This window comes from Parasphaerochaeta coccoides DSM 17374, from assembly GCF_000208385.1.
Classification (GTDB): Bacteria; Spirochaetota; Spirochaetia; order Sphaerochaetales; family Sphaerochaetaceae; genus Parasphaerochaeta; species Parasphaerochaeta coccoides.
Window position 1 is genome coordinate 1,623,123 of record NC_015436.1, and the last position, 24,842, is coordinate 1,647,964.

Consider the following 24,842-nt stretch of genomic DNA (forward strand, 5'->3'; position numbering starts at 1 on the left):
AGCGACGCCATGATAGAAAGAAAAAAGCTCAGCACACGATATATCTTCTACGTAATCCTGCTTTTGATTACCGTCGTTACCCTTCTGCCTTTCGCCTGGATGTTCTCAGCATCCCTCAAGCCAGAAATGGAAGTCTTCAGCATACCCATCAAGTGGATTCCCGATAATCCCCTGTGGAAGAACTACTCCCTGATATGGCGCAAGATACCGCTGGGTCTGTTCACGTTCAACAGTGCCAAGCTTACCGTACTGATAACGATTATCCAGCTGCTCACGTCCAGCTTTGCCGCATATGGATTCTCAAAATGCAGATTCAAGGCCAGGGATATTCTCTTTGTCTGCTACATCATCACCATAGCCATCCCCTGGCAAGTATACATGCTTCCCCAGTACATCATCATGCAGAAATTCCGTCTCATAGATACCCATGTTGCGCTCATCCTCATGCAAAGCTTCACCGCTTTCGGGGTATTCCTCTTGAAGCAGTTCTACCAGTCAATTCCAGATGAGCTGATGGAAGCGGCGCGTATCGACGGGCTGTCCGAATATGGAATCTACGCACGCATCGTGCTTCCCCTGTCCAAGCCAGCAATGGCGACACTCACGATTTTCAGCTTTGTGACGGTATGGAATGATTTCATGGGTCCGATGATTTACCTGAATTCCACAAGCCTGAAGACAATACAGCTGGGCATCCGCATGTTCATTTCCCTGTATTCAGCTGAATACAATCTAATAATGGCGGCCTCGCTCGTCGCGTTAATCCCCGTATTCATCATGTATGTCGGATTCCAGAAGTTCTTTGTCCAAGGCGTCGCCACCAGCGGTCTGAAGGTATGAGCCGTGGAACATGTTCATCCCCTTCAACGACACCTGGGAAAGGCCGTGGACATCACCAGGGGCAACCTTCCCGGATACACTGACACGTTCAAGGCATCCACTTTGGTAGAAGGCATCTATCCGCCTATGGACAATATGGAACGGACGAACAAAGAGAACAGACGAATAAAGAGGGTACTATGAAAATATGGCTCAATGATCCCAAGAGTATCATGGGAATGATTCGTTCCCGGAAGCCGGAACTTGTCTCAAGCACCTGCGCGGACGCGGATCTTGCCGCCGATGGCATCTTCACTTTCACCGCCCGATGGGATATGGAACGATGCACCGATCCTGTCCAGTTTCCCGGAAAACCGGACTGGACGTACCGGCACGGAGATGATGACGAATGGCTTTATCAGATGAACCGCCATGGTTTCCTGCCAGTCCTTGCCAAGGCTTACGGGTACACGGGGGACTTACGTTACAAGACTTCGTTCATCCATCTGATATCCGATTGGATTTCTTCCTGTCCGCTTTGTCCTGAGAGCCGCAAAACCACATGGCGGAGCCTGGAAGCTGGGATACGGGTCAGGAACTGGCTTCTTTCCCTCCATCTCATCGGTGATTCCCTGCCTCCGGGTATTCTGGATGCCATGGAAAATTCGCTTCGACAGCACATGCAGTACCTTGTGGACGCGCACGATACTTTCCATGAGATATCCAACTGGGGAGTCCTTCAAGACGAAGGGTTGTTCCTTCTGGCCGTCTATTTTCAAAATGATGGATTGCGGAAGGTCGCCCTTGACCGCCTGGTACGCAACATGAGTCTGGCAGTCTTCGCTGATGGTTCACACTGGGAACAAAGTCCAATGTATACAGGAGAAGTCCTGGGAGCTTATCTGTCCGTTGTCAATGTCGCCTGCCAGCAAGAGATTCCCCTGCCTCCGGATTTTGCCCGGAGAACGGAGCTTATGGCGGTAGCATTTTCCTACTTCATGAAAAAAGATGGTATGCTCTATACTCATGGTGATACCGATGCAATCAATGCTTGTGACCTGATGGCATTTGCCGCTGCCGTTACCGGAAACCCCGGACTCAAAGCCATTGCCGGTGACGACGGCGCCGACTTATATCCTTTCTTCTGTTCTCCTGCCCAAGTCACGGCTTATGATGCCCTGGAACCCCAGCTTCAGAGAATGAGCGTTTCCCTTCCAGACAGCGGCCATTTCTTTTTACGGGGAAAACACCTCGATGTCCATTTTTCCTGCGGTTCCCTTGGCAGCGGACATGGACATGCCGACCTCCTGCATGTGGATGTCTCATATGAAGGAGAGGATGTATGGGTGGATTCCGGACGGTACACGTACAGGGATATTCCCATCAGATGGGAGCTGAAAGGCGCGTTGGCTCATAACACTCCTGTAATCGGGAACCAATCGTTTACAGAACCCACCGGAACCTGGTCATTCGGTCGCGTCGCCCTTCCAGTAAAGAAATCCATCCGGACGGAAAAGGACATGGATTGCGCATCAGGCGGGCATCTGGGCTATCTGGTTTCCCATGGCATATATGTGGAACGGAAAGTACTGCGTCTGGGCGAACATGTGGTTGTCGTGGTGGATATATTCCACTGCCCTTCTTCCACTGACACTACTGACACTACTGACACGGTGGTGACATCTTCATTCCATTTTCATCCTGACATCCGGCTTAATTCTGACATCCTCCTTGATCCTGACACCAGGCTTGAACAAGGGGCTGTATTCGGCATTTCAGGCAGAACCGTTTCAGGCAACATGGCGTTGATCCGTCACGGAAGCGTGACACTGGAAAACGCACCATATTCTCCGGCATACAATGAAATCACTGAAGGTTCTGTGATACGCAGCATGACGCATCTGAATCGTTCCATGGTTCAGGCCGCCGTCTTGTCGCTCTCATTGACTGATGACCTCCGACCTCTTGCTGTAAGCACCCGACCGGTGACCTTTGCACGGAAGCAGACGGAACTGGACGACAGGCTGTCCCTGGGAATGGCCATAAGCTATGGTTCGGATGAATATACAGTGATGGTAGTGGAAGAAGATTTAATCGGTGAAGTTGACCTATACCGTTGCAACGGACAGGAAGGCTATGGGAGAGTTCAGGTCTTCATTGGCACATCGCCCCATGGCACATGTCTGGAATGGTGAACCATCATGGGAATACCTTCCATTACCGACTAACGATGAAAGAAACCTCTATGTCCTTGCCTGCGCGGATACGGTAGGCGGGAGCGACATCTCTTCCTTCTGGACAACTGTCCCGGCCACCGGAAGCCAATATCATTCCGGCAAAAGAGACATAAAGAGATACTGGAGGGTACTAAAAGGTGCTAGAGGAAGTTTGCTATCGTTGACACTTCCCTATCGATGTTTTACTATCGACATCAGATGCCATTGAGATATATGGTAAAGGAGTAAAACATGGGATTGTTTGACCTGACAGGGAAAAAAGCGATAGTCACCGGAGCATCTTCCGGTCTCGGTGTTCAGTTTGCCTTGGCATTGGCACGGCAGGGAGCTGATGTAGCCGTCGTCGCCCGCCGTGTCGAGAAGTTGCAGGATGTACAGAAGCAGATCGAGTCACTGGGAGTAAAGAGCATTGCCTTGAAGTGCGATGTCTCCAAAAGCTCCGACATTGCCTCTGTCGTAGCGGAAGTGAAGAAGCAGTTCGGCAGAATTGACATCTTGGTGAACAACGCAGGCATAGCTCTTGCCGGTCCTGCCGAGGCCCAGGACGATGAGCTGTGGACGACCATGATGAACGTCAACATCAACGGTGTATATTACTTTGCCCGTGAAGCTGGCAAAGTGATGCTTGAGCAGAAGTATGGCAAGATCATCAACATCGGCTCAATCCACAGCACTGTTGCCATGAAGGGGCTGCCTCTTACCGCGTATTGTACCACAAAGGGTGGCGTAGAGATGCTGACGAAGGCTTTGGCAAACGAATGGGCTAAGAAGGGTATCACTGTCAACGCCATCGGACCTGCCTACTTCCCCAGCGAAATGACAGGCGGCTTGCTGGCCAATGAAGGCATGCGTCAGCTCATTGAGACTTCTTGTCCTATGGGGCGTCCCGGACGTGACGGGGAATTGGACGGTGCTTTGATTTACTTTGCCTCCGATGCTTCGTCCTACACCACCGGACAATTGCTCACCGTAGATGGTGGCTGGACGACCATCTAGATTTCATGCAGACATCATGAATTTCGACATTAGGATGACAGACCGGTCCACGTGGCCGGTCTTTTTCTCATTGTCTATATTTTTCCATTTTACACGCTTAAAAACGAATCAATAGACAATATTAACATCTAAAATCACCAAATAACCCGAAAGTATTATATGGTTTTCTCTGCTTTTCCTGCAAAATCATACCTTTGGGTAATAGCTTTCTGACGTCAGTACGTTTATACTATTTTCTAATTACTACCATATGCGTAAGCTGGCATGTCATCATCTTCTTCACGGAGAAAGGAAAAGATACCATGAGAGAGAGAGAGAGAGAGAGAGAGAGAGAGTAAACTAAGCGTCATGGTCTTCCTGACCATCCTGATGCTTCTTATCACCTTCATTTCATGCGACAACAAGCTGAATATTTCAAATACCAATGCAGTGCGTTTCAGTACGGAAATCGGACGCAAAGCCACGGCAAATTTCGAATGGCAAGCTGATGATGAAGTCGGCATCTACATGCTGGAACATGGTACTGGCACGGCAGCTACTGCCGCCCCGGAACGTGCAAACAAACTCTACACGGCTGACACGGCCTTCCAGACCTCCGGCTTCTCTCCTGTTGACGCCTCCAACACCTTGAAGTGGAATGACATTGCCGATAATGCCGACGACACGTTCGACTTCATTGCCTATTATCCTTACGTGTCACCCATCACTGATACCACGGCTCTACCCATAAATGTCTATCCGGGTTCCGGGGAACAGGACACCGGAAAGGCTGACTTCCTGTGGGGACGCACCGACAATGTACAGAACAATACCTCGACGGTGCATCTGAAACTTGACCACATGCTCTCCCGCCTGATTGTCAACATCTCCCCAAGCACTACCGTTGATGCTACGGCTATCAATGATGCCGCCGGTGGATTTACTGCTACGGTCAGAGGCTTGAACACGCAGACCACAATCAATCTGAATGACGGAACCTTGGATGCTGCCAGTGTCATTGAGTCTATTGTCATGAAGGACATTTCCGACACCCTTACTCAATCTGAAAGAAATGAGGGCAAGCGCAGGTTCGAGGCTGTGCTGATACCTGTGGACAACACTGATGCCCTGGCTAACGTGAGCCTGGAGTTTACCCTGAGCGGTGGTGCTGGCGCTGGTACATACACATGGGCAGCGAATTCCGTAGCGACCTCTGACCAGGGCAAGATTCACTTTGACAAAGGCAAGCAGCATGTCTACAACATGACGCTGAACACGGATGCTCATGAAGTCGCCGTTGCCGCTATTGAGATTGAGATACAAGACTGGGACACCGGGGACGGCGTGAACGGGGCTGCTACGTTCAAACCATACCGAGCCGTCTCCGCCGGAAGTTATCACACGATGATCCTGAAGAATAACGGCACGCTCTGGGCGACGGGAGACAACAGATTTGGTCAACTGGGTGACGGCACTACGGATGACAGAAGCATACCCGTGCAGGTCAAGGATGATACCGATGGTTCCGGGTTCATGACTGATGTCGCGGCTGTCGCCGCCGGAGAGAACCATACGATGATTTTGAAGAAGGACGGCACGCTCTGGGCGACTGGATACAACGGAGAGGGTCAACTGGGTGACGGCACTACGACCGACAGAAGCACGCCCGTACAGGTCAAGGCTAGTACCGATCCCAATGACTTCATGACTGATGTCGCGGCCGTCTCTGCCGGAAATGAGTACACGATGATCCTGAAGAAGGACGGCACGCTCTGGGCGACTGGATACAACGATTCTAGTCAACTGGGTGTCGGTGATAATACCAACAGAAGCACGCCCGTGCAGGTCATGACTGGTGTCGCGGCTGTCTCCGCCGGACTGGAGCATACGATGATTTTGAAGAAAGACGGCACGCTCTGGGCGACTGGATGGAACAGTGCTGGAGAACTGGGGATCGGTAATAATGAAAACAAAAGCACGCCCGTGCCGGTTTCGTTCATGGGTTCTGATGTCGCGGAAGTCTCCGCCGGAAGCAGTTACACGATGATTCTGAAGAAGGACGGCACGCTCTGGGCGACTGGATTCAACTATTATGGTGAACTGGGTCTAGGCACCAGCGGTTCGGGAACCAACAAAAGCACGCCCGAGCAGGTCAAGGCCAGTACCACTCCCGACGACTTCATGACTAATGTCGCGGCAGTCTCCGCCGGAAGCAGTTACACGATGATTCTGAAGAAGGACGGCACGCTCTGGGCGACTGGATCCAACCAGTATGGTCAACTGGGTGACGGCACTTCGGGTGCAGTGAACAACAAAAGCACGCCCGTGCAGGTCATGACTGGTGTCGCGGCTGTCTCCGCCGGATGGAGCCATACGATGATCCTGAAGAAGGACGGCACGCTCTGGGGGACTGGACACAACGTATTTGGTCAACTGGGTCTGGGTGACAGCGGTTCCGCAAGCAACAGAAGCACGCCCGAACAGGTAGTTTTCTGACCGGAACATGAGGAGATACCGGCGCACACGTCGAACGATTAACAAGCCGTTCCGTTGCGCCGACCACATCTCCCTGCCACTCCTCATGGCTACGTGTCATTTGCATGGGGAGCAGAGTGGGAAAATTTTCAAAAAACGGGGAACCAATGGCACGAAAAAGGTTACGGGATTCCCCTTTTTTTCACGCTCGCTGTTTTCCTGGGAAATACACGCCAGAAACCGTATCAATAAACGATATTGATATCTTCAAGCGTAAAATAGTTAATAAGTATTATATGTTTTCCTCGAAAAATCGTATTTTCGGGTAATACCTCAACGACCATAACCAGACCTACACTGTTCCAGCCATTAACCATACATGGTCGATGGCTTATGCCGTCTTCTCAAAGAAAATGAGGAAAACAACCATGAGAGAGAATACATTAATTATTACAATTCTTATGAGCATCATGATTCTCTTTGTCGCTCTTGTTTCATGCGAGGGCAAAGTGCGTGTTTCGCACGCCACCGACGTGCGCTTCTCCACGGAGATAGGACGCAAAGCCTCCGCTGACTCCGGCTGGGAACCCAATGACGAAGTCGGCATCTACATGGTGAATCATGGCGCCCTGGCAGCTTATGCCGCCACGGAGCGTGCCAACCAACCCTACAAGGCTGACATAGCCTCCCGAACCTCCGGCTTCACTCCTGTTGATGTCTCCCACCCCTTACAGTGGGATGACATCTCCAACCCTGCCACTACACACTTTGACTTCATCGCCTACTATCCCTATGCATCATCCATCGCTGATACCACCGCCCTGCCCATTAATATCTATTCGGCTGGTACCGGGGAACAGGATACCGGAAAGGCGGACTTCCTGTGGGGGCATAGCAAGAACGTGAGCACATACGCTGGCGGTGTCCAGAACAATACCTCAACGGTACGGCTGAAACTTGACCACGCTCTTTCCCGTCTGCTGGTCACCATCAAGCCAAGCACGACTGTTGACGCCACGGCTATCAATGCTGCCACCGGTGGATTCACCGTCACGGTCACAGGCACAAGCACACAAGCCACGATCAATCTTGATACTGGAGCCGTATCTGTTCCTGGCAATGGTGCGCCTATCCGCATGAAGGACATTTCCGCCGACACGCTTACCGCCATGGAAAGAGCCGCAGGAAAGCGCCAGTTTGAAGGTGTGTTGATACCTACGGCTCACTCCACTGCTTTATTGAATGCCCTGGAACTGGAGTTTGTCCTGACTGATGGTAGTGGCACTGATACTGCATACACATGGAAAGCGACGTCCGTAGCGGACAAAGATAAACACCTGATTCACTTTGACGCGGGCAAACAGCATGTCTACACCATGACCCTGAATACGTCTGACGATGTGGTCGCCGTCGCCGCAATCGAAATTGGAATCGAGGACTGGGACACCGGGGACAGTATAAACACAGACGCGCTCAAGGTGTACTGCCTCTCCTTTGATGGCAATAACGCGACAAGCGGCACGGCTCCGGGAAAGATGTACGCTCATGCCGGAAGTCCAATCACGGTGCCAGGTTCTGGGACACTGGATAAAACCGGGCATTATTACTTCGGGGGATGGAATACGACGTCTGACGGCACGGGAGTCCGGTATTCCGCAGGTGACTCCTTCACCATGCCTGCTCATGACGTGACACTGTATACGTTCTGGGCGGTGAAACTCAAAGCTGTCACCCTCGGAGGCTATCACACACTGATGCTGAAAGAGGACGACACGCTCTGGGCAACAGGAAACAACGCCTTTGGTCAATTCGGTGATGGTACCACTGAGAATGCAACAAACACACCTAAACAAATCAACTCTGATGTCACGGCTGTCTCCGCCGGAATCTATCACACGATGATCCTGAAAAAGGACGGCACGCTCTGGGCAACAGGACTCAACGATCGTGGACAACTGGGTGACGGCTCCCTTACAGACAGAAGTACGCCCGTGAAGGTTATGGATGATGTCAAGGAAGTCTCCGCTGGACTCTGGCACACAATGATCCTGAAGAAGGACGGCACTCTCTGGGCGACAGGGGAGAACGAATATGGACAACTTGGTGATGGTACTTCAGGTGATCTGAACAACAAAAGCACGCCCGTACAGGTCAGTTCTGATGTTGCGGCTGTCTCCGCCGGACATCATCACATGATGTTCCTGAAGAAGGACGGTACACTTTGGGGGTCTGGATTCAATACATCTGGTCAACTGGGTGACGGCTCTCTGACAGACATAAGCACACCCGTGAAGGTTATGGCTGATGTCAAGGAAGTCTTCGCCGGAAGCTATCACACGTTTATCGTGAAGAAGGACGGCACGCTCTGGGGGACAGGAGGCAACGATCATGGCGAATTGGGTGTCAATGATATAATCGACAAACCCGCGTTCGTGCAAGTCATGGCCATCATGGGTACTGATGTCGCATCAGTCTCTGGCGGAATCCGCAACACGATATTCCTGAAGAAGGACGGGACGCTCTGGGCGACAGGAGACAATCATCCTCAGTTTGACATCACCGATCCGGCTGATATATTAACGCCCGTTCAAGTCATGACTGATGCCGCAGCAGTATCCACTGATGGGGTTTGCACGCTGTTTGTGAAGAAGGACGGGACGCTCTGGGGAACTGGATTCAACAAACATGGTCAACTGGGTGACGGCACTACGACAGACAGAATTACGCCCGTGCAGATTATATTCTGATAGGCCAACGTGTAAAAGAATCTAACCAAATACCGTGGTAGAAAGAAAAGCCGGTGGAACTGTTGCATGAGCGACCTTGTTTCTGTCATGCTGGAAAAAATCGTACATGCGAGGCCATCCATGAACCTACGAATTTCTCCAGCTCATGCCAAGAACTTCCTTCTCACCTACCACGGTTTGGTCGGGGAACCACGCTTCCAGGGTCATGAGGGAATCATCGGGTTTGTCCGCCAGGCGGGATGCATACAGTTTGACCCTGTGGATAGCTGCGGGCGGAACGCTGATCTCGTCCTTCAAGCCCGGATACCGGATTACCGACCCTCATGGCTGTATAATGAACTGTACGACAACCGCCGCCTCGTTGACTACTTTGACAAGAACATGGCTATCTTCTCCATTGAAGACTGGCCGTATTTCGAGAGGATGAGAAAATATTTCCGCGCACACCCCCGCCTGACTCCAACCATCCGGAACGCCTGCGCGGAAATCCTGCGCCAGATTGCGGACAACGGAGGCGTACTCACTTCACAGGACGCAGATATTCCGGGGAAAGTAGACTGGTCATGGGCACCAACGAAACTTTCACGGGCTGCGCTGGAAGCACTGTATTTCCAGGGAGACCTAATCATCCATCACAAGGTCGGCACAATCAAGCACTATGCGCCCACACGGGAACACATCCCTGCGGAAATACTGAACGTATCAGAACCACATCCCCATGACGGAGAATATGTGGCATGGCATGTGAAACGCAGGATAGGAGCAGTAGGAATGCTCTGGAACAGACCATCAGACGCGTGGCTGGCCATCATGGGCATGTCAGGGGAAACGCGTAAAGCCGCGTTCAGCCTCCTGGAACAAAGAGGGGATATCATACCTGTACACATTGACGGACTCAAGGATGTCCTGTACATACGCCGGGAAGATGAACCACTGTTGCAGACGTGCATCACGAAAAAGAATGAAGTCCGGAGACTTGAATTCATCGCTCCGCTGGACAACATCATGTGGGATCGACGACTGATCGAAGCTTTTTTTGGTTTTTCATACAAGTGGGAAATCTACACGCCCCAAGCGGACAGGAAATACGGATGGTATGTCCTTCCGGTCCTCTGGAACGGTGAATTCATTGGGCGGATAGAAATGACGGCGGACCGGAAGCAGAAAGTCCTTGCCGTGAAGGGCTTCTGGCCGGAGAAAACCTTCTCATCCTCCGGCAAGGACAACCGACGGCAGTTCACCGCCGCGTTGGAAAAGCGACTCGAAAAGTTCGCGGCCTTCAATGGCTGCATCGATGTACAACACACCGCACGGAGCTAGTTTGTTGCTCGTTATTTTCTATTATTTCCTGTCATCCCCGGCACGCCTGAACGATACCTTCCAGCCCTGACCGGTACCGATATTGTATGCCTTGGCAAAGCTCCCTTGGTTGATGGCCACACCCATGCGATAGAGGGAGTTGACATAGACAAGAGGATGCCCGGCAGGAACATCGCCGAAGCTATGACAATAGACTATCGTGCTACGGTACATCGGAGTGCCTTGGCCGGTTATGCTGACATCAACCAAATCCCCAAACTTCAGACCGAGGGTCAAGAATGCCTCTCTTTCCACGCTTGTCCACAGAGAACCAAAACGCGCGTCAAGCACGTCAATGCTCCCCTTTACCTCATCAGGCAGGATTTCAGTCTGGGTGGTAGGAAGGATGACAAGCGAGGACAGCGGAAGAACAGGCCCTACAGCATCAAAGGGAATAAGTCCCGCAGCGAGTTTTGCGCCCGTGACCGCATACAGGTCGCGGCCATGGAACGTATAGGATTCGCTGCTGCCAGGTCGCCGATGGAGGCTCTCCTCTATCTCCCGCGCTTCCTCTATGCCAACATCCTTGGCAATATGAGTCAGAGTACCGTTGTCCGGTGTCACGACGAAATGGCCGCTCCTTGTCCGGACAACAATGCTTTTCCTGTCCGTCCCTACCCCTGGATCCACCACGGATATGAAGACCGTGCCTTCCGCCCAGTAGCTGAGAGTCTGGACAAGGTTGTAGGATGCCTCAAAGATATGGTAAGGAGGAACCTCGTGTGACAGGTCGAATATCTTTAATTCCGGGTTGATGTCCAGCGCGACACCATACATCGCGGCGACAGCTCCATCGGTACGTCCGAAATCAGTCTGAAAAACCAGCGTCCTGTTCATTTTCATTTTTCATTCCCTCCTGTAGGTAGTGGCCAGAAAATAGCGGCCAGCAAGCTGTGAAACTTAAGGTCGTGCAAAGCTGACCATCCAATCCGACCCGAAATGCAAACCATGACGAGCGCAGATATCATCCTGGTTCAAAGCCAAGCCTATGCGTTCCATCTCATTGACGTAGATGATGGGTTCTCCCTTGGTGACATATCCGAATGATGACTGGAAAAGGACGATTTGGGAGAAAAAAACGGCGTCCCCATGGGAAACAGTCACCTGTAGCCTGTCGCCGAAAGCAAAACCTGCTTGGGTGAATTGCTTCCGGGGAATGTTTGTCCAGAGATTGCCGAAATTCGGATCACCGATTTCAAAGATGCCGCTGACGACACCTCCCTCGACCGTGGAAGACACCAGAGGATGGCGCACAATCCGGGAAACAGGATATTCAGATCCGACTTCCTCGAAGCTGATGATGCCGGAAGCGAGGCGGGCGGCACAATAGCCAAAAAGATCCCGACCATGGAATACATTGGTTCCGGAGCTTGCGGGTCTGCGGTTCACCTTTTCATTGATTTCCCGCACCTGTATGATTCCTGGTGAAACATCGAGGTGAGTCAATGCTCCGTTGTCCGGGGTCACAATATAATGCCCGCTTTCCGTCAGGGCTACACATGCCCTGCGTGGGGTTCCTACTCCAGGATCGACTACCGACACGAAGACAGTTCCCGCTGGCCAAAAGCGGACGGTCTGGAAAAGCCGATATGACGCGCTCCATGTATCGTACTTGGGAATCTCATGACTGCCATCGATGATCTCAAGGGTTCTGTCAACACTCTTGACCACCCCGTACATGGCACTGACAGCTCCTTCCTTGTACGTGAAATCTGTCTGAAAGACAAGCATTGGCTTCTTTGTACCGCTCATATCTTCTTTTCTCCCTGAAACTCATCACTGAAACTGTAATCGTCACTGTCCATAGTGGCAAGAGACACCATGGCATCTCCGTATATGCGTAGCAGGATAGAGATGTCCTTCAGGTCGATGCACTCATCCACTTGGTGTGCCAAGGAAACGCCTCCCGGCATCAGCGGGCCGAAAGCCACGCATCGTGGCACGACTTTCGCATAGGTGACGCCGCCACTGATAAAGGGTGCTGACTGTTCGTCTCCCGTAGCTTTCCTGTATATGTCTGCCAGGGCTGTCACAAAGGGAGATGCCGCGTCCGCAAGGGTAGGCGGCGCATCGTAATCCAAGGATATCTCCAGATGGGGACAGGCACTTTGCAAAAGAGCTGTCAGCTCACCAGATGTGACGCCGTAGGGATAGCGACAGTCGATTTCCCCGTATACTTTCCCTTCTTTCAGCCGAAGGATGCCAAGGTTCATGGTCAGTCTGCCCATAGGAGGGATGTCGCGGGAAAGATTCGCTCCGGCTCCGTAATGGTCTGAAAACACGGAAGCAACCAAGCGGGCGAAATCATCATCTTCCACATGTGCTATAGCGGCGCAGAGTGCTGTAGTGGCACTGCGTCCATCTTCCGGACGCGAAGCATGGGCAGCAATTCCCTTCACGTTGACTTCGATTCGGCATGATGTTCGCTCTGATGTCCGCTCTGATATCTGGTCTGACGGCAAGCTGCGGACACTTCCCTCCACTCCCCCGTCACGGAAAATCTCCAGGGAAGAAAAAGCCTCCCGATACTCCGTTTCCGTGGCGGAGGAACGGATGACGGCGCGGGCGGCAGGAGAAATGACATTGCACTGTACCCCTCCCTCGAACTGTTCAATAGAGGTCTGCACGCTTCCCTGTATGCGCCACATCAAAGCTCCCTTCTCTCCCAGGCACACAGGAAAGGCACTGTCCGGAGTGAAGGCGAAATCAGGCGTTCCGGCCTTCCTCACATACCGTACCATGTCATCCATGGTTCTTTCCTCATCCCCTCCTATGACCAGCCGCAACTCCCGCTTGGGATGGATGCCCGCCTCCTTGATTGCTTTCAACGTATAATACGTGACCAGGAAGGGAGCTTTCATGTCTTGAGTACCCCGCCCATAGAGGATATCTCCCTCGATTTCCGCTCCGAACGGATTGCGGGACCACCCGGTACCCGGCTCCACGACATCGACATGTGAAATGACATCGATGCGCCCTTCTCCCGTTCCGGGCAGGCTGATTGAAACGACATGTCCGTCATATTCGGCAACAGAAAAACCATCCCTCCTGCCCATCCCAAGGACATAAGCAAAGGCATCCGCGACAGCAGCTCCATATGGTCGGGCTGCATCAGAAGTCGCGCCATCGTACACGGACGGGATGCGGAGCAAGGCGCGTAAATCGGCGAGGAATCCAAGAGGGAGGAAGGAGTATGCGTCCATCATGCGTAAGGATACCACATCTGATGACCTGGGATGAGGACATTACGGACTATAACCCAGTACAGGCAGAACAGCCCAAGGGCAAGGGTCAGCCAGAAAAAAACCTTGTCCGAGCGTGTCGGCTCATGCTCGCTGTAGTACGACCTTTTTTTCAACCTTCCATAACCGCGGAGATCCATCGCGTTGCTGATTGTACCGATGCGGTCAAAGGATGTGATTATCAGGGGGACGAGAATCAATGTCGTCTGCTTCAGCCGTTTCATCAGGGAAATCCTGCGGCTGTCCATCTCCACGCCACGAGCCTGCATGGATATCTTGATGTTCTGGAAATCACGCCCGATATCCGGGATATACCGGAAAGCAAGGGAAAAAACGGAACATATCTTGTAAGGAACGCCCATGGAATATAATCCCGCGGCAAGCTCGGAGGGCACGATGCTAAGAATGAAAACCAAGGACACGAGGAATGATGTGTACATCTTGAAGATACGCACAGCAAGGTACCAGAGGGTTTCTCTGCTGATGAAAAGACGGGGCGTCACTGAAAAAAGAATGGTTCGCGTCCGTCCCACCCATTGTTCCCCGACTGCGGGATCAGCCACCCAGAAAAGGACGATGTTCAAAAGGTTCATCAACAGCACGATGACAAAGAAAGGCTTGAGAATGCGCCAGTTCGGCTTCAAGGAGAACAACCCTATGAGGCAGATGATGAAAAGAGGTACCAACAGTCTGAGGTCGAACGACATGATGAGATACACCATCAGGATGACAAACAGACGTACCTTCGTGGTTCCGGAGAGTTTATGCAGGAATGTATCTCCGGGAATCATGTTGATGAGAAGCCGGTTGTTCATATGCTTCCCTCCCTGTTCCGCAGTCGAGTCTCATAGGCAATGAAGTGCTGGATGAAAGCCTCCGGTGAAATCCCCAAGCGCATAGCCAGCGTATAGAGTGAAGTCTGCTTGAGATTCGCCCTCCCTATGACATCATCATTGGCAAGAACCTTGAAGACTGCATCATCAGCAATCTTCTCCCCGTCCGCAAAAACGACGGCACGGTCAGTATACTCAATGGCCAAATGCATGTCATGGGTAATGAATATGATGGTGATTCCGTAGTCCCGGTTCAGAACATCAAGGAACTCCATGATTTCCGTGTAATGTCGATAGTCCTGTCCTGCGGTCGGTTCATCCAGGATGATGATGTCGGGGCGGGTGGACAAGATGGATGCCACGGTGACACGTTTCTTCTGACCATAGCTCACCATGGAGACAGGCCAGTTGCGCATCCCATACAGTCCGCACATACGGAGGGTTTCACTGACCACGGCATCGCTTTCTTCCTGTGGTCTTTCCCTCAAAGTCAACGCAAGGGCTACTTCATCCTTGATGATGTCCTTGACCAGCATCTGGTTGGGATTCTGCATCACATACCCGACGCGGTTCCCTATTTCCTTGATGGACAGGCTGGACGCATTAATGTTCCCCAGCGTGATGGAACCGTTCCCAGGGCGGACGATGCCGCACAGCAGCTTGGCCATCGTCGATTTCCCTGCCCCGTTCTTTCCAATGAAAGCGACCTTCTCCCCTTTCCTGATTGAGAACGAAACATCCTTGACGACCAAGTCTTTCTCATAAGCAAAGGACATCCCTTCCACAGACACCACCATTTCTCCCGTGACGGACGGAGCGGGAGGGAGAGACAGCCTCTGGTGTTCCTTCAATTTGTCGGCGTACCGGCTCACATCCAGGGTATGGATGGACGATGGCCTGTCCGCTTCCGTAACATGGCAGTCGGCATAACGGAGCGCGGTGATGTAGAGGGGTTCCCGGATACCGTAACGTTCCAATGTGTCCGAGGCAAGAAGGTTGTCAGGAATGCCGTTGAAAACAATCCTTCCCTTGTCAAGCATGATGATGCGGTCGATATTCCTGTACAGGACATCTTCAAGGCGATGCTCAATGATGACAACGGTCTTTCCCCGCTGGTGGATGGCATCTATCAGTTCGATGGCACCCATGCCCGCGCGCGGGTCCAGGGAAGCCAGCGGTTCGTCGAATATGAGGATGTCCACATCATCATGGAGTACTCCCGCAAGAGAGACTTTCTGCTTCTGTCCTCCGGAAAGCTGGTAGGGGACATGGACGAGATAGTCCTCCATCCCGACGATTTCCGCCGCTTCACGAACCCTGGTGAGCATTTCCTGCCGGGGTGTATTCCGATTCTCAAGCGCAAAGGCAATGTCCTCTCCCACGGAAAGCCCGACGAACTGGGCATCAGAATCCTGAAGCACCGTCCCAACATGCTTGCTTAGTTCAAAAAGACTGGACTTCCTGGTTTCTTGTCCCATGACCACGCAAGAACCAGAAATGTCCCCTTCAAACGAGAAGGGGACAAGGCCGTTGATACAGTTGGCAAGAGTAGATTTGCCGCTTCCGCTTGGTCCGAGGATGAGTATTTTCTCACCCAGACCTATCGTAAGGTCTATGTCATGCAGTGTAGGCTCAGTCTGCGATTTATAACGGAAGCTGAAACCGCGGAACTCTATGGCCGGAAGGCTGCTCATTCCTCTTCTTTCAGGTTCGTTCCCTTGGCATATCTGCTTGCCAACAGGAACAGGATAGGTATGCCAAGAACCACGAGAACCAAGACATTGGCAAGACCTCCAAACAGGGACTGTGCAAAAGTGATGTTCAGTTCACCACCATAGAAAAGCACGGTAAGTACAGGAGTCACGACACCAAAAGCAATGGCATTGCCCACGAGGGCGATGACTGCATAGATGATTGCCTGTGTCGCAGTGAAGATGCCATTCTTGATGTCCGCGCCATAGACAGGAAGCAGACCGACGAAGAAGGCAAGCACGCCATTGCCGATGGACCAGTCGAACCAATAGCCCCATCCACCAATCAGGTCGGCTATGATGTTTCCGACTGTGGAGGCGACAAAAGCCGGAAGCGGCCCGAAAAGCGCTCCGACGAATACCGGGACGAGCTGGGCGGTGGTCAGCCGGGTATTGGTGAATATAGGGATGCCGCCGTAATTCATCAGCACACCGAACAACGCGGCGCCAATGCCAATCGCGACTATTGTCTGAGTATTCCACGTCCCGACAAGGACTTGGCCGATAGTCTTCTTCTTTTCGTCACTCATCCTTCACCCCTTCGATTCAGTCTCTCCGCCGAATCTTTTTTCACGTGTCCCGTGCGATAACACCGCACATGTCCGATAGTATCCAGAGTATTATCTCCTATGTCAAGAACTTGACGTAAAAAATTATTAAATATCTCTAATTAGTATGAATTAAATTCTCAATCCGCTTTTTCAAAAAATTGATGCTCCGACAGGGAAATAAAAAATTCCACTATAATCCACCATAATCTGCTCATACAAAGCGTTGGTGAGAGTCAAAAAAAGTCGGACATGTCACAAAAGTTTTGCGTCATTCTCCTTTCCCATGTTCTCAGTTTCCATAGACCTTTACACGCTTAAAAACGAATCAACGACCGCTATTAACATCTAAAATCACCAAATAACCCGAAAGTATTATATGGTTTTCTCTGCTTTTCATGCAAAATCATACCTTTGGGTAATAGCTTTCTGCCATCACTACGTTTACACTGATGCCAATCATCAACCCTGCATGGTTGACTACGTGTGACATTTTTTCAAGGAAAAAGGAGCAGACATGAGAGAGAGAGAGAGAGAGAGAGAGAGAGAGAGGAAATCTGAAAGAGCTGCATATGAACAAATCTAGCAGGTCAGGTTTTGTGGTTCTTACGACCATTCTGATGCTACTTGTCGCCCTTATTTCATGCGACAACAAACTGAATGTTTCACATACCAATGCAGTGCGCTTCTCCACGGAGATAGGGCGCAAGGCCACCGCAAATTCCGAATGGCAAGCCGATGATGACGTCGGCATTTACATGCTGGAACATGGTACCGGCACGGCAGCTACTGCCGCCTCAGAACGTGCAAACAGACACTACACGGCTGACATGGCCTCCCAGACTTCCGGCTTCTCTCCTGTTGATAATGCCAACACCTTGAAGTGGAATGACATTGCCGCTAATGCCAACGACACGTTCGACTTCATCGCCTACTATCCCTATGATGAAAACATCTCTGACCCTACGGCCGTGGACATAGACATCAACCGGAGTTCCTCGGAACAGATGACCGGGACGGCTGACTTCCTGTGGGGACGCACCGACAACATACAGAACAATACCTCGACGGTGCATCTGAAGCTTGACCATATGTTCTCCCGCCTGATTGTCAACATCTCTCCCAGCACGACCGTCGATGCGGACGCCATCACGGGTGGCGTACTTTCTGCTATGGTCGAAGGCACAAGCACGCAAGGCACGTTCAACCTGGATACCGGAGCCTTGTCAGTCACAAGTTCCGTTGAGGGAATCATCATGAAGAACATCTCCCACACCCTCAGCCAAGCAGAGCAGGATGCGGGCAAGCGCAGGTTTGAAGCGGTACTGATACCTGTGGTTCACTCAGATGTCCTGCTGGATGCTTTGAAACTGGAATTTACCCTGGGCTCTGATACATACACATGGGCAGCGAATTCCGTAGCGACCTCTGACCAGGGCAAGATTCATTTTGACAAAGGCAAGCAGCATGTCTACAACATGACGCTCAATACCAATGACAATGAAGTCGCCGTTGCCGCTATTGAGATTGAGATACAGGACTGGGACACCGGGGACGGCATAAACGCCCCTGCTGTCAAGCTGGGAGTCAAGAAAGTCTCCGCCGGAAATTTCCACACGATGATCCTGAAAACGGACGGCACGCTCTGGGCGACAGGACGGAATAATTTTGGTCAACTGGGGGTCGGTACTTCAGGTGATTCGAACAACAAAAGCACGCCCGTGCAGGTCATGACTGATGTCAAGGCTGTCTCCACCGGAAATTATTACACGATGATCCTGAAGAAGGACGGCACGCTCTGGGCGACTGGAGCCAACGGAGAGGGTCAACTGGGTGACGGCACTACGACCAACAGAACTACTCCCGTGCAGGTCAAGGCCAGTACCGCCGCCAACGACTTCATGACTGATGTCAAGGAAGTCTCCGCCGGATACTTCCATACGATGATAGTGAAAAAGGATGGGACGCTCTGGGCGACAGGATTCAACTCTCAGGGTCAACTGGGTGTCGGTGATAATGACGCTAGAAGCACGCCCGTGTATGTCATGGAGAATGTCGCGGCTGTCTCCGCCAGAGGTTATTACACGATAATCCTGAAGAAGGACGGCACGCTCTGGGCGACTGGACAGAATGGCTATGGTCAACTGGGTGACGGCACTACGACCGACAGAATCACGCCCGTACAGGTCAAGGCAAGTATCGCTCCCAACGACTTCATGACTGATGTCAAGGCCGTCTCTGCCGGATACAATCACACGTTGATCCTGAAGAAGGACGGGACGCTCTGGGCGACGGGATACAACTATTATGGTCAACTGGGTGACGGCACTTCGGGTACAGTGAATAACAAAAGCACGCCCGTGCAGGTCTGGGCTTCTACCGATGGTTTAGTGAAAATGACTGATGTCGCGGCGGTCTCCGCCGGATACGCTCACACGTTGATCCTGAAGAAGGACGGGACGCTCTGGGCGACTGGATACAACCTTCACGGTCAACTGGGTCTGGGTAACAGTGGGGCGGGAACCAACAGAAACATACCCGAGCGGGTTAAGGCTAGTCCCGATGACTTCATGACTGATGTCGCGGATGTTTTTGCTGGATACTACCATACGATGATAGTGAAGAAGGATGTCACGCTCTGGGTGACTGGAGACAACGAATATGGTCAACTGGGTCTGGGTAACAGCGGGGAGGGAACCAGCAAAAACATACCCGAACAGGTAGTTTTCTGACCGGAACATGAGGAGATACCGGCGCACACGCGCAACCAACAGGTCGTCGGTTGCGCCGGTTCATTCCCTTTATTTCCGTTTCAAGTACTTCACACTGTCCAAAGCGACCGCTGCAATGATGATGAAACCCTTGAATACGAATTGAAGGTTCGTGTCAATACCAAGGAACGTGAGACAGTATGTCAGGCCAGTAAAGATGATGACACCGATGACTGCCCCTCCGATTTTCCCGATTCCTCCGTTGAATGAAATTCCACCAACGACACAGGCGGCTATCGCATCCAGCTCATACCCTTGCCCGGTTCCCGCGCTGGCATTTGCCCTGAAAGCCTCAAAGAAAGCACCGAGTCCGTAGAAGACACCAGCCATGATGAAAACCTTCAGCGTCACCTTGAACACGCTGATACCACTGACACTGGCCGCTTCCGAGTTGCCTCCCACTGCATACATGTTTTTGCCGAACGTCGTCTTGTTCCAGATGAACCACGCGACGATTACCGCTATGGCAGCCGGTATTATCAGCTTGGGGAACGTGATGAGCTCGCCGTTGACAAAACCCAGTATCCAGCGACCACCCAGAGCATCCTTGATCGTGCTATCGATGGAACCGACCGGAGTGCCGCTGGTTCCGAAGAACAACAGGCCGTAGATGATCAATTGCGTCGCCAGCGTCGAGATGAACGGATGTATCCGCAGACGCGCGGTAAATACTCCGGCAAATGTACTGAACAATACACACAACACGACTGAAATGCTCATTGCCATCAGCACCCGGACGACCATCGGTATTGTCGAAAAATCCCATGGTCCCATTTTAAAAAGAGTCACAATGTTCGTTCCGGGATGAAGTATCAGCCCGGTGAGGACAGCACCAAGGGCAACCATGCGCCCGACGCTCAAGTCAGTACCCGCCAGCAATATGAGACCGGCGACTCCCAGCGCATAGAACATACGCACCGAAGACTGTTCCAGTATGGTCAGGATATTAGGAAGGGAAAACAAGTTCCCGCTGCCGGAAACCGACGCAAGGATGATACAGACGATGAAGAACACGATGATGGCCAGATACAGGCCATTCGCAAGAAGGAACTTGGAAATGGTGAAGTTCTGCCAGTAATCCCTGAACCGCAGGCGGATGTTTTCTGAGAACTTTGTCTTGCCGTTGCGCAGGCTCCTGTTCTTCTGCACTCGGTCAATGAACGGCTGGTTCCTGGACTCCTTGCCGTGATTGACCGATGCCTGGAGATTGCTTTTCGCATCAAATATCTCCGACTTGACCTCATACCGGCAGACGGTAAGGGCATCCTGGAGCTGTGCCTTTGCATCAGAGACGGCCTTTCCGCTGAACTTCGCGGTTATTTCCTTCTCCTTTTCCTTTCCTTTCAGCCGTATGGCGGCAACTTGAGCGTGGAATGCATCACGGGCTCCCCGTATGGCGACATTCTCCTTGGCCTCGACCTGCCGTTCATATTTCGCGGAAAGAGCATTCACATATCCGACAGTATCGCGCGTCAACCAATAAATGGCATCCTTGTGCTGTGCGGCATCCTTCCGGGCAGCTTTAATCTTCTGCCTGTAATCGGCAATGATTTTTGCCTTGGTATCGGCATCAATCATGCGGTTTTTCTTTACGGAAACAATTTCCTGGCTCAGCTCCATGATGCGGGAGATACCACCCCTTCTCAGCCGATCCAGCTTTTCCGAAAATTCAGCCACCCGTTCATCTTCTTCAAGGGAATGGACAGCGGTTATATCATACACTCGCCGGACAAACCTGAATGAAATGTCCTGGAGGATGTGCGCGAAAGGGACGCTCTTGCCGGAGGCTCTCAATGCATTGCGCTCCGCAAGAAGATCATCGTGCTGTCTTTTCCTGAGCTCATATACCAGTGCGTCATACCTGTGCCGGATATGTCTCTTATCCTCAAGGGAAGAAGACGCCGCAAGTTCTTTCTGCCGTGCCTCCTTCAACTTCTGGATTTCTTCTGCATAAGATGTATTCCGTGCCATGATTCTCCCCTTCTTTTCTCACAGATATTTGGCCGATAGCCTGAGTAAATCTTCCTGGTCGGTCGCTTTTGTATCAACTACGCCCGAAAGACGGCAGTTTGACATGACTGCTATGCGGTTGGTGACACCCAAGATTTCCGGCATCTCGCTTGACACCATGATGACAGTCTTCCCTTCCTTCGCCATCTTGATGATCAATTGGTATATCTCATATTTGGCACCGACATCGATGCCTCTGGTAGGCTCGTCCATCAGGAAAATCTCAGGTTCGCGTTCCAGCCATTTGCCAATGATGACCTTCTGCTGATTGCCACCGCTCAAGGCACTGATGAGCTGATCAGGTGACGTACACTTTGTATTCATCCTGCCTATTTCCCTGGTGGTCGCGTCAAACATCTTCCTCTCGGACAGGATGTTGAACGTCTTGTAACCTTCAAGGTTCGTGATGGTCGTATTGAACTTTATGGTATCTTTGCCGAACATGCCGTTGAGCTTGCGTTCTTCAGTCACCAGCGCAAAGTTGTATTCCATGGCATCACGGCTGTTCCTGAAGCGCAACGACCTGCCCCCCAGGATGATTTCACCCGATGCTATGGTGCGTATGCCGAACAAGGACTCAAGCAACTCGCTTCGTCCTGCCCCCACCAAGCCGTATATGCCGAATATCTCTCCCTTGCGTACGGTAAAGGAGATGTCTTCAAGGACAGGTTCATATTTCGTCGTCAGATTCCTGACTTCCATATAGGGTTCGCCGGGGATGTTGTCCACCTCCGGGTATCGTTTGTCAAGGGAACGACCAACCATTGCCGATATGACTTCATTCACCGTAGTTTCCTTGGTTGGCTTGGAAAATATCATCTTTCCGTCACGGAGGACGGCGGTTTCATCACAGATTTCAAAGACTTCATCAATCTTATGGGAAATATAGACGAAGGAGACACCCTTCTTCTTGAGGCTCTCAATGATTGAAAACAACTTTTTCACCTCACGCTCGGTGAGGGAAGACGTAGGTTCGTCAAGTACGATGATTCGGGCGTCATATGAGACTGCCTTGGCAATCTCCACCATTTGACGCTGGGAAACGGACATTGTGCGCATGATGGTTCGTGGATTGATGTTCATTTTGAGCGATGAGAAAAGCCTGATGCTTTCTTTCAGCATCCGCGCCTCATCAACCACACCGAACCGTTTGGGATAGCGACCGAGGAACAGATTGTCAACAATGGATCTGTCCAGGCACTGGTTCAGCTCCTGGTGAACCATGGCTACACCGTTCTCCAAGGCTTCCTTCGGGTTCTTGAACTCGACCGGGCGGCCATACAGCATGATTTGTCCTTCATCCCTGGTATAAATGCCAAAGAGACATTTCATCATTGTAGATTTGCCAGCTCCGTTCTCACCCATCAGGCCAAGGACGACGCCTTTGCGGACCGTCAGGTTGATACCATCAAGCACTTTATTCTGTGCAAATGATTTAGATAGATTCTTGATTTCAAGCACTATGTCTTTGTCCATAACACTCCTCGCTCGCATGCTGCCTGAAAGTACATCCATATAATACCACAAAAGCATGCGGGAAACATCATTTCCCGCATGCATGGATGCTACATTTTCCGCTGAGCCGCAGACTGACTAGTAGCGGAGCTTGTCCGTGTAGTCACGCCCGGAGTTCGTCTTCACCATGTTGATGGCATAAGCATCATAATTGTTCAGGTTCGTGAACTTATCAAGGACGGAAGACTCGTTCTGTCCGTCTCCCTGTACGACTGTCAGGTCAATGCCCAAAAGCGGAGCATAATACCTCAGTGCCGGCAGATAAGACGATGAAAGGAAGTTGTCTCCTGCGTTGTAGATGGTCAGGAGGACTTTCTTCACAGGCGCGGAAGACTGCTTGATGCCCGCATCACGGGAACCGGAAGTGTATTCCTGCCAGTTGGTCTTGTCTACGCCGGAGTTCGCCGCAAGGAGAGCCTTGGTGCCAGCCAGGTATTCCATGGGAGCGGAAATCTTGTTGCCATACGCATCAGGTTGTGTAATGCCCTTCACGTACACGTCCTGACCGGTCAGCCCGTCAAGGAGATTTCTCAGCACCTGGAGAGTACCGGTAGCCTGGGCATCGACGTTCTGGGACACGGTCCCTGTCAGTCTGCCCGCGCCAATGGCCTCGATAGCATCCGCGTTGGCATCATAGCCGAAGATGGGGACGCCGACGGGATAGTTGGAAGCCTGAAGGCTGCCCATGGCCATACCATCATTGTTCGAGACGACCAAGTCAATCTGCGTACCAAACTTGGTAGCCCAGCCGCCCATGGCGTCCGTAGCGGCATTGGCGTTCCATGTGGAACCGTCAGTACCGGTCATGGCCTTGCCTTCCAGCTCTACGACTTTGTAAGTCTTGCCGCCGATGACAACGGAACCTACCTGGACCTTGCCCGGATCAGTGGAACCGGTCCATGTGCCCAGCGCCTTGCGGATACCTTCAGTTCTTGCCTTGGAGTCATTGTGACCGACATCGCCGATGCACAGGACGTACCCGATGGTTCCGTCGCCGTTGCGGTCGATTGAAGCGTCAGCCGTCGCAAGGTAGTCGGTGATCAGCTTGCCCTGCACGGCTCCGCCGCCAGCTGCGTCGAATCCGACATAGAACGTCTTGTCATTCCAGTTTATGGATGCCATGTCAATGGCTCCGCTCACGGGATCAGACGGTTGCCTGTTGAAGAAAACCAAAGGCTTATCCTTGTTGAGGACAACCGTACCAGTGGCTTCCTTGCTTCCAGCCGCAAAGGCGAGAACTCCCACCATGGCCAGTAGAAGGACAGCGACAATGAATTTTTTCATTTTTTCCTCCTTAGGGCATCATATGCCCCATGTTTCACATCAAAAAACCCATGCACGTCATGAGCTTTCAGGTCAGCGGTTCCTGGCAAGGAGGATTTCCCTTTCAATCCTCCATGAATGCAGAAAAACCAGCATATCCCCTCATTAGTTTCCCACTGTCCCGGCCAACGGTATATTGGATTTTCTATTCTTTTCTATGGATTTTTTATCGCTATCATCCTTATGATTGGTTGTCCATTTCGTTTGCGATTACCGGGAAATCCCTATGCGGGTTCC

General features: G+C 51.7%; 17 protein-coding genes. 8 read left to right on the forward strand and 9 right to left on the reverse strand.

From position 1 onward, the window contains the following. The first annotated feature begins 9 nt into the window (after positions 1 to 9). The 7 genes from SPICO_RS07075 (at position 10) to SPICO_RS07100 (ending at position 10,573) form a co-directional block, all read left to right on the forward strand. Entirely contained in the window at positions 10 to 840 is an 831-nt protein-coding gene (locus SPICO_RS07075) for a carbohydrate ABC transporter permease (RefSeq protein WP_013739984.1), read from the forward strand. Positions 841 to 843: 3 nt separating this feature from the next. Further along, positions 844 to 1,023 carry a hypothetical protein gene (locus SPICO_RS10405; protein ID WP_169310070.1) on the forward strand — a complete coding sequence of 60 codons (180 nt, stop codon included), beginning with the start codon at positions 844 to 846 and terminating at the stop codon, positions 1,021 to 1,023. Beyond that, on the forward strand, positions 1,020 to 3,014 hold the full coding sequence (locus SPICO_RS07080) for an alginate lyase family protein (RefSeq protein ID WP_013739985.1): 1,995 nt from the start codon (positions 1,020 to 1,022) through the stop codon (positions 3,012 to 3,014). Before SPICO_RS10405 ends, SPICO_RS07080 begins: the two co-directional genes overlap by 4 nt. A 273-nt stretch (positions 3,015 to 3,287) precedes the next feature. Continuing rightward, complete coding sequence (locus tag SPICO_RS07085) at positions 3,288 to 4,052, forward strand: SDR family oxidoreductase (protein ID WP_013739986.1); 765 nt, start codon at positions 3,288 to 3,290, stop codon at positions 4,050 to 4,052. A 348-nt stretch (positions 4,053 to 4,400) separates the two neighbouring features. Next, positions 4,401 to 6,527: an RCC1 domain-containing protein gene (locus SPICO_RS09885; protein ID WP_013739987.1), complete on the forward strand. Its 2,127-nt coding sequence runs from the start codon at positions 4,401 to 4,403 to the stop codon at positions 6,525 to 6,527. A 407-nt stretch (positions 6,528 to 6,934) separates the two neighbouring features. Continuing rightward, on the forward strand, positions 6,935 to 9,253 hold the full coding sequence (locus tag SPICO_RS09890) for an RCC1 domain-containing protein (RefSeq protein ID WP_013739988.1): 2,319 nt from the start codon (positions 6,935 to 6,937) through the stop codon (positions 9,251 to 9,253). Positions 9,254 to 9,373: 120 nt separating this feature from the next. Beyond that, on the forward strand, positions 9,374 to 10,573 hold the full coding sequence (locus SPICO_RS07100; RefSeq protein WP_013739989.1) for a winged helix-turn-helix domain-containing protein: 1,200 nt from the start codon (positions 9,374 to 9,376) through the stop codon (positions 10,571 to 10,573). 21 nt (positions 10,574 to 10,594) lie between these two features. On the opposite strand, the gene SPICO_RS07105 is transcribed toward SPICO_RS07100, so the two are convergent. Genes SPICO_RS07105 through SPICO_RS07130 form a run of 6 tightly spaced genes read right to left on the reverse strand, consistent with a single transcriptional unit; the run spans position 10,595 to position 16,968 of the window. Beyond that, the gene (locus SPICO_RS07105) at positions 10,595 to 11,455 is read right to left on the reverse strand and encodes an SAM hydrolase/SAM-dependent halogenase family protein (RefSeq protein WP_013739990.1); all 861 of its coding nucleotides are present in this window, start codon (positions 11,453 to 11,455) and stop codon (positions 10,595 to 10,597) included. A gap of 57 nt (positions 11,456 to 11,512) precedes the next feature. Continuing rightward, complete coding sequence (locus SPICO_RS07110) at positions 11,513 to 12,364, reverse strand: SAM hydrolase/SAM-dependent halogenase family protein (protein ID WP_013739991.1); 852 nt, start codon at positions 12,362 to 12,364, stop codon at positions 11,513 to 11,515. After that, positions 12,361 to 13,818, reverse strand: coding sequence for a Sapep family Mn(2+)-dependent dipeptidase (locus tag SPICO_RS07115; protein ID WP_041395165.1), 1,458 nt, complete (start codon positions 13,816 to 13,818; stop codon positions 12,361 to 12,363). Before SPICO_RS07115 ends, SPICO_RS07110 begins: the two co-directional genes overlap by 4 nt. After that, entirely contained in the window at positions 13,815 to 14,669 is an 855-nt protein-coding gene (locus SPICO_RS07120; protein WP_013739993.1) for an energy-coupling factor transporter transmembrane component T family protein, read from the reverse strand. Before SPICO_RS07120 ends, SPICO_RS07115 begins: the two co-directional genes overlap by 4 nt. Beyond that, positions 14,666 to 16,381 carry an ABC transporter ATP-binding protein gene (locus SPICO_RS07125; RefSeq protein WP_013739994.1) on the reverse strand — a complete coding sequence of 572 codons (1,716 nt, stop codon included), beginning with the start codon at positions 16,379 to 16,381 and terminating at the stop codon, positions 14,666 to 14,668. Before SPICO_RS07125 ends, SPICO_RS07120 begins: the two co-directional genes overlap by 4 nt. Further along, entirely contained in the window at positions 16,378 to 16,968 is a 591-nt protein-coding gene (locus SPICO_RS07130; RefSeq protein WP_013739995.1) for an ECF-type riboflavin transporter substrate-binding protein, read from the reverse strand. The genes SPICO_RS07125 and SPICO_RS07130 overlap by 4 nt, the downstream gene beginning before the upstream one ends. 590 nt (positions 16,969 to 17,558) lie before the next feature. Between SPICO_RS07130 and SPICO_RS09895 the strand changes: the two genes are divergently transcribed. Then, the gene (locus SPICO_RS09895; protein ID WP_013739996.1) at positions 17,559 to 19,718 is read left to right on the forward strand and encodes an RCC1 domain-containing protein; all 2,160 of its coding nucleotides are present in this window, start codon (positions 17,559 to 17,561) and stop codon (positions 19,716 to 19,718) included. 69 nt (positions 19,719 to 19,787) lie between these two features. On the opposite strand, the gene SPICO_RS07140 is transcribed toward SPICO_RS09895, so the two are convergent. The 3 genes from SPICO_RS07140 to SPICO_RS07150 all read right to left on the reverse strand — a co-directional run bounded on the left by SPICO_RS07140 (position 19,788) and on the right by SPICO_RS07150 (position 24,566). Continuing rightward, the gene (locus SPICO_RS07140; RefSeq protein ID WP_013739997.1) at positions 19,788 to 21,728 is read right to left on the reverse strand and encodes an ABC transporter permease subunit; all 1,941 of its coding nucleotides are present in this window, start codon (positions 21,726 to 21,728) and stop codon (positions 19,788 to 19,790) included. 18 nt (positions 21,729 to 21,746) lie between these two features. After that, positions 21,747 to 23,243, reverse strand: a complete 1,497-nt coding sequence (locus SPICO_RS07145; protein ID WP_013739998.1) for a sugar ABC transporter ATP-binding protein — start codon at positions 23,241 to 23,243, stop codon at positions 21,747 to 21,749. A 117-nt stretch (positions 23,244 to 23,360) separates the two neighbouring features. Continuing rightward, entirely contained in the window at positions 23,361 to 24,566 is a 1,206-nt protein-coding gene (locus tag SPICO_RS07150) for a substrate-binding domain-containing protein (RefSeq protein WP_013739999.1), read from the reverse strand. Positions 24,567 to 24,842 lie beyond the last annotated feature (276 nt).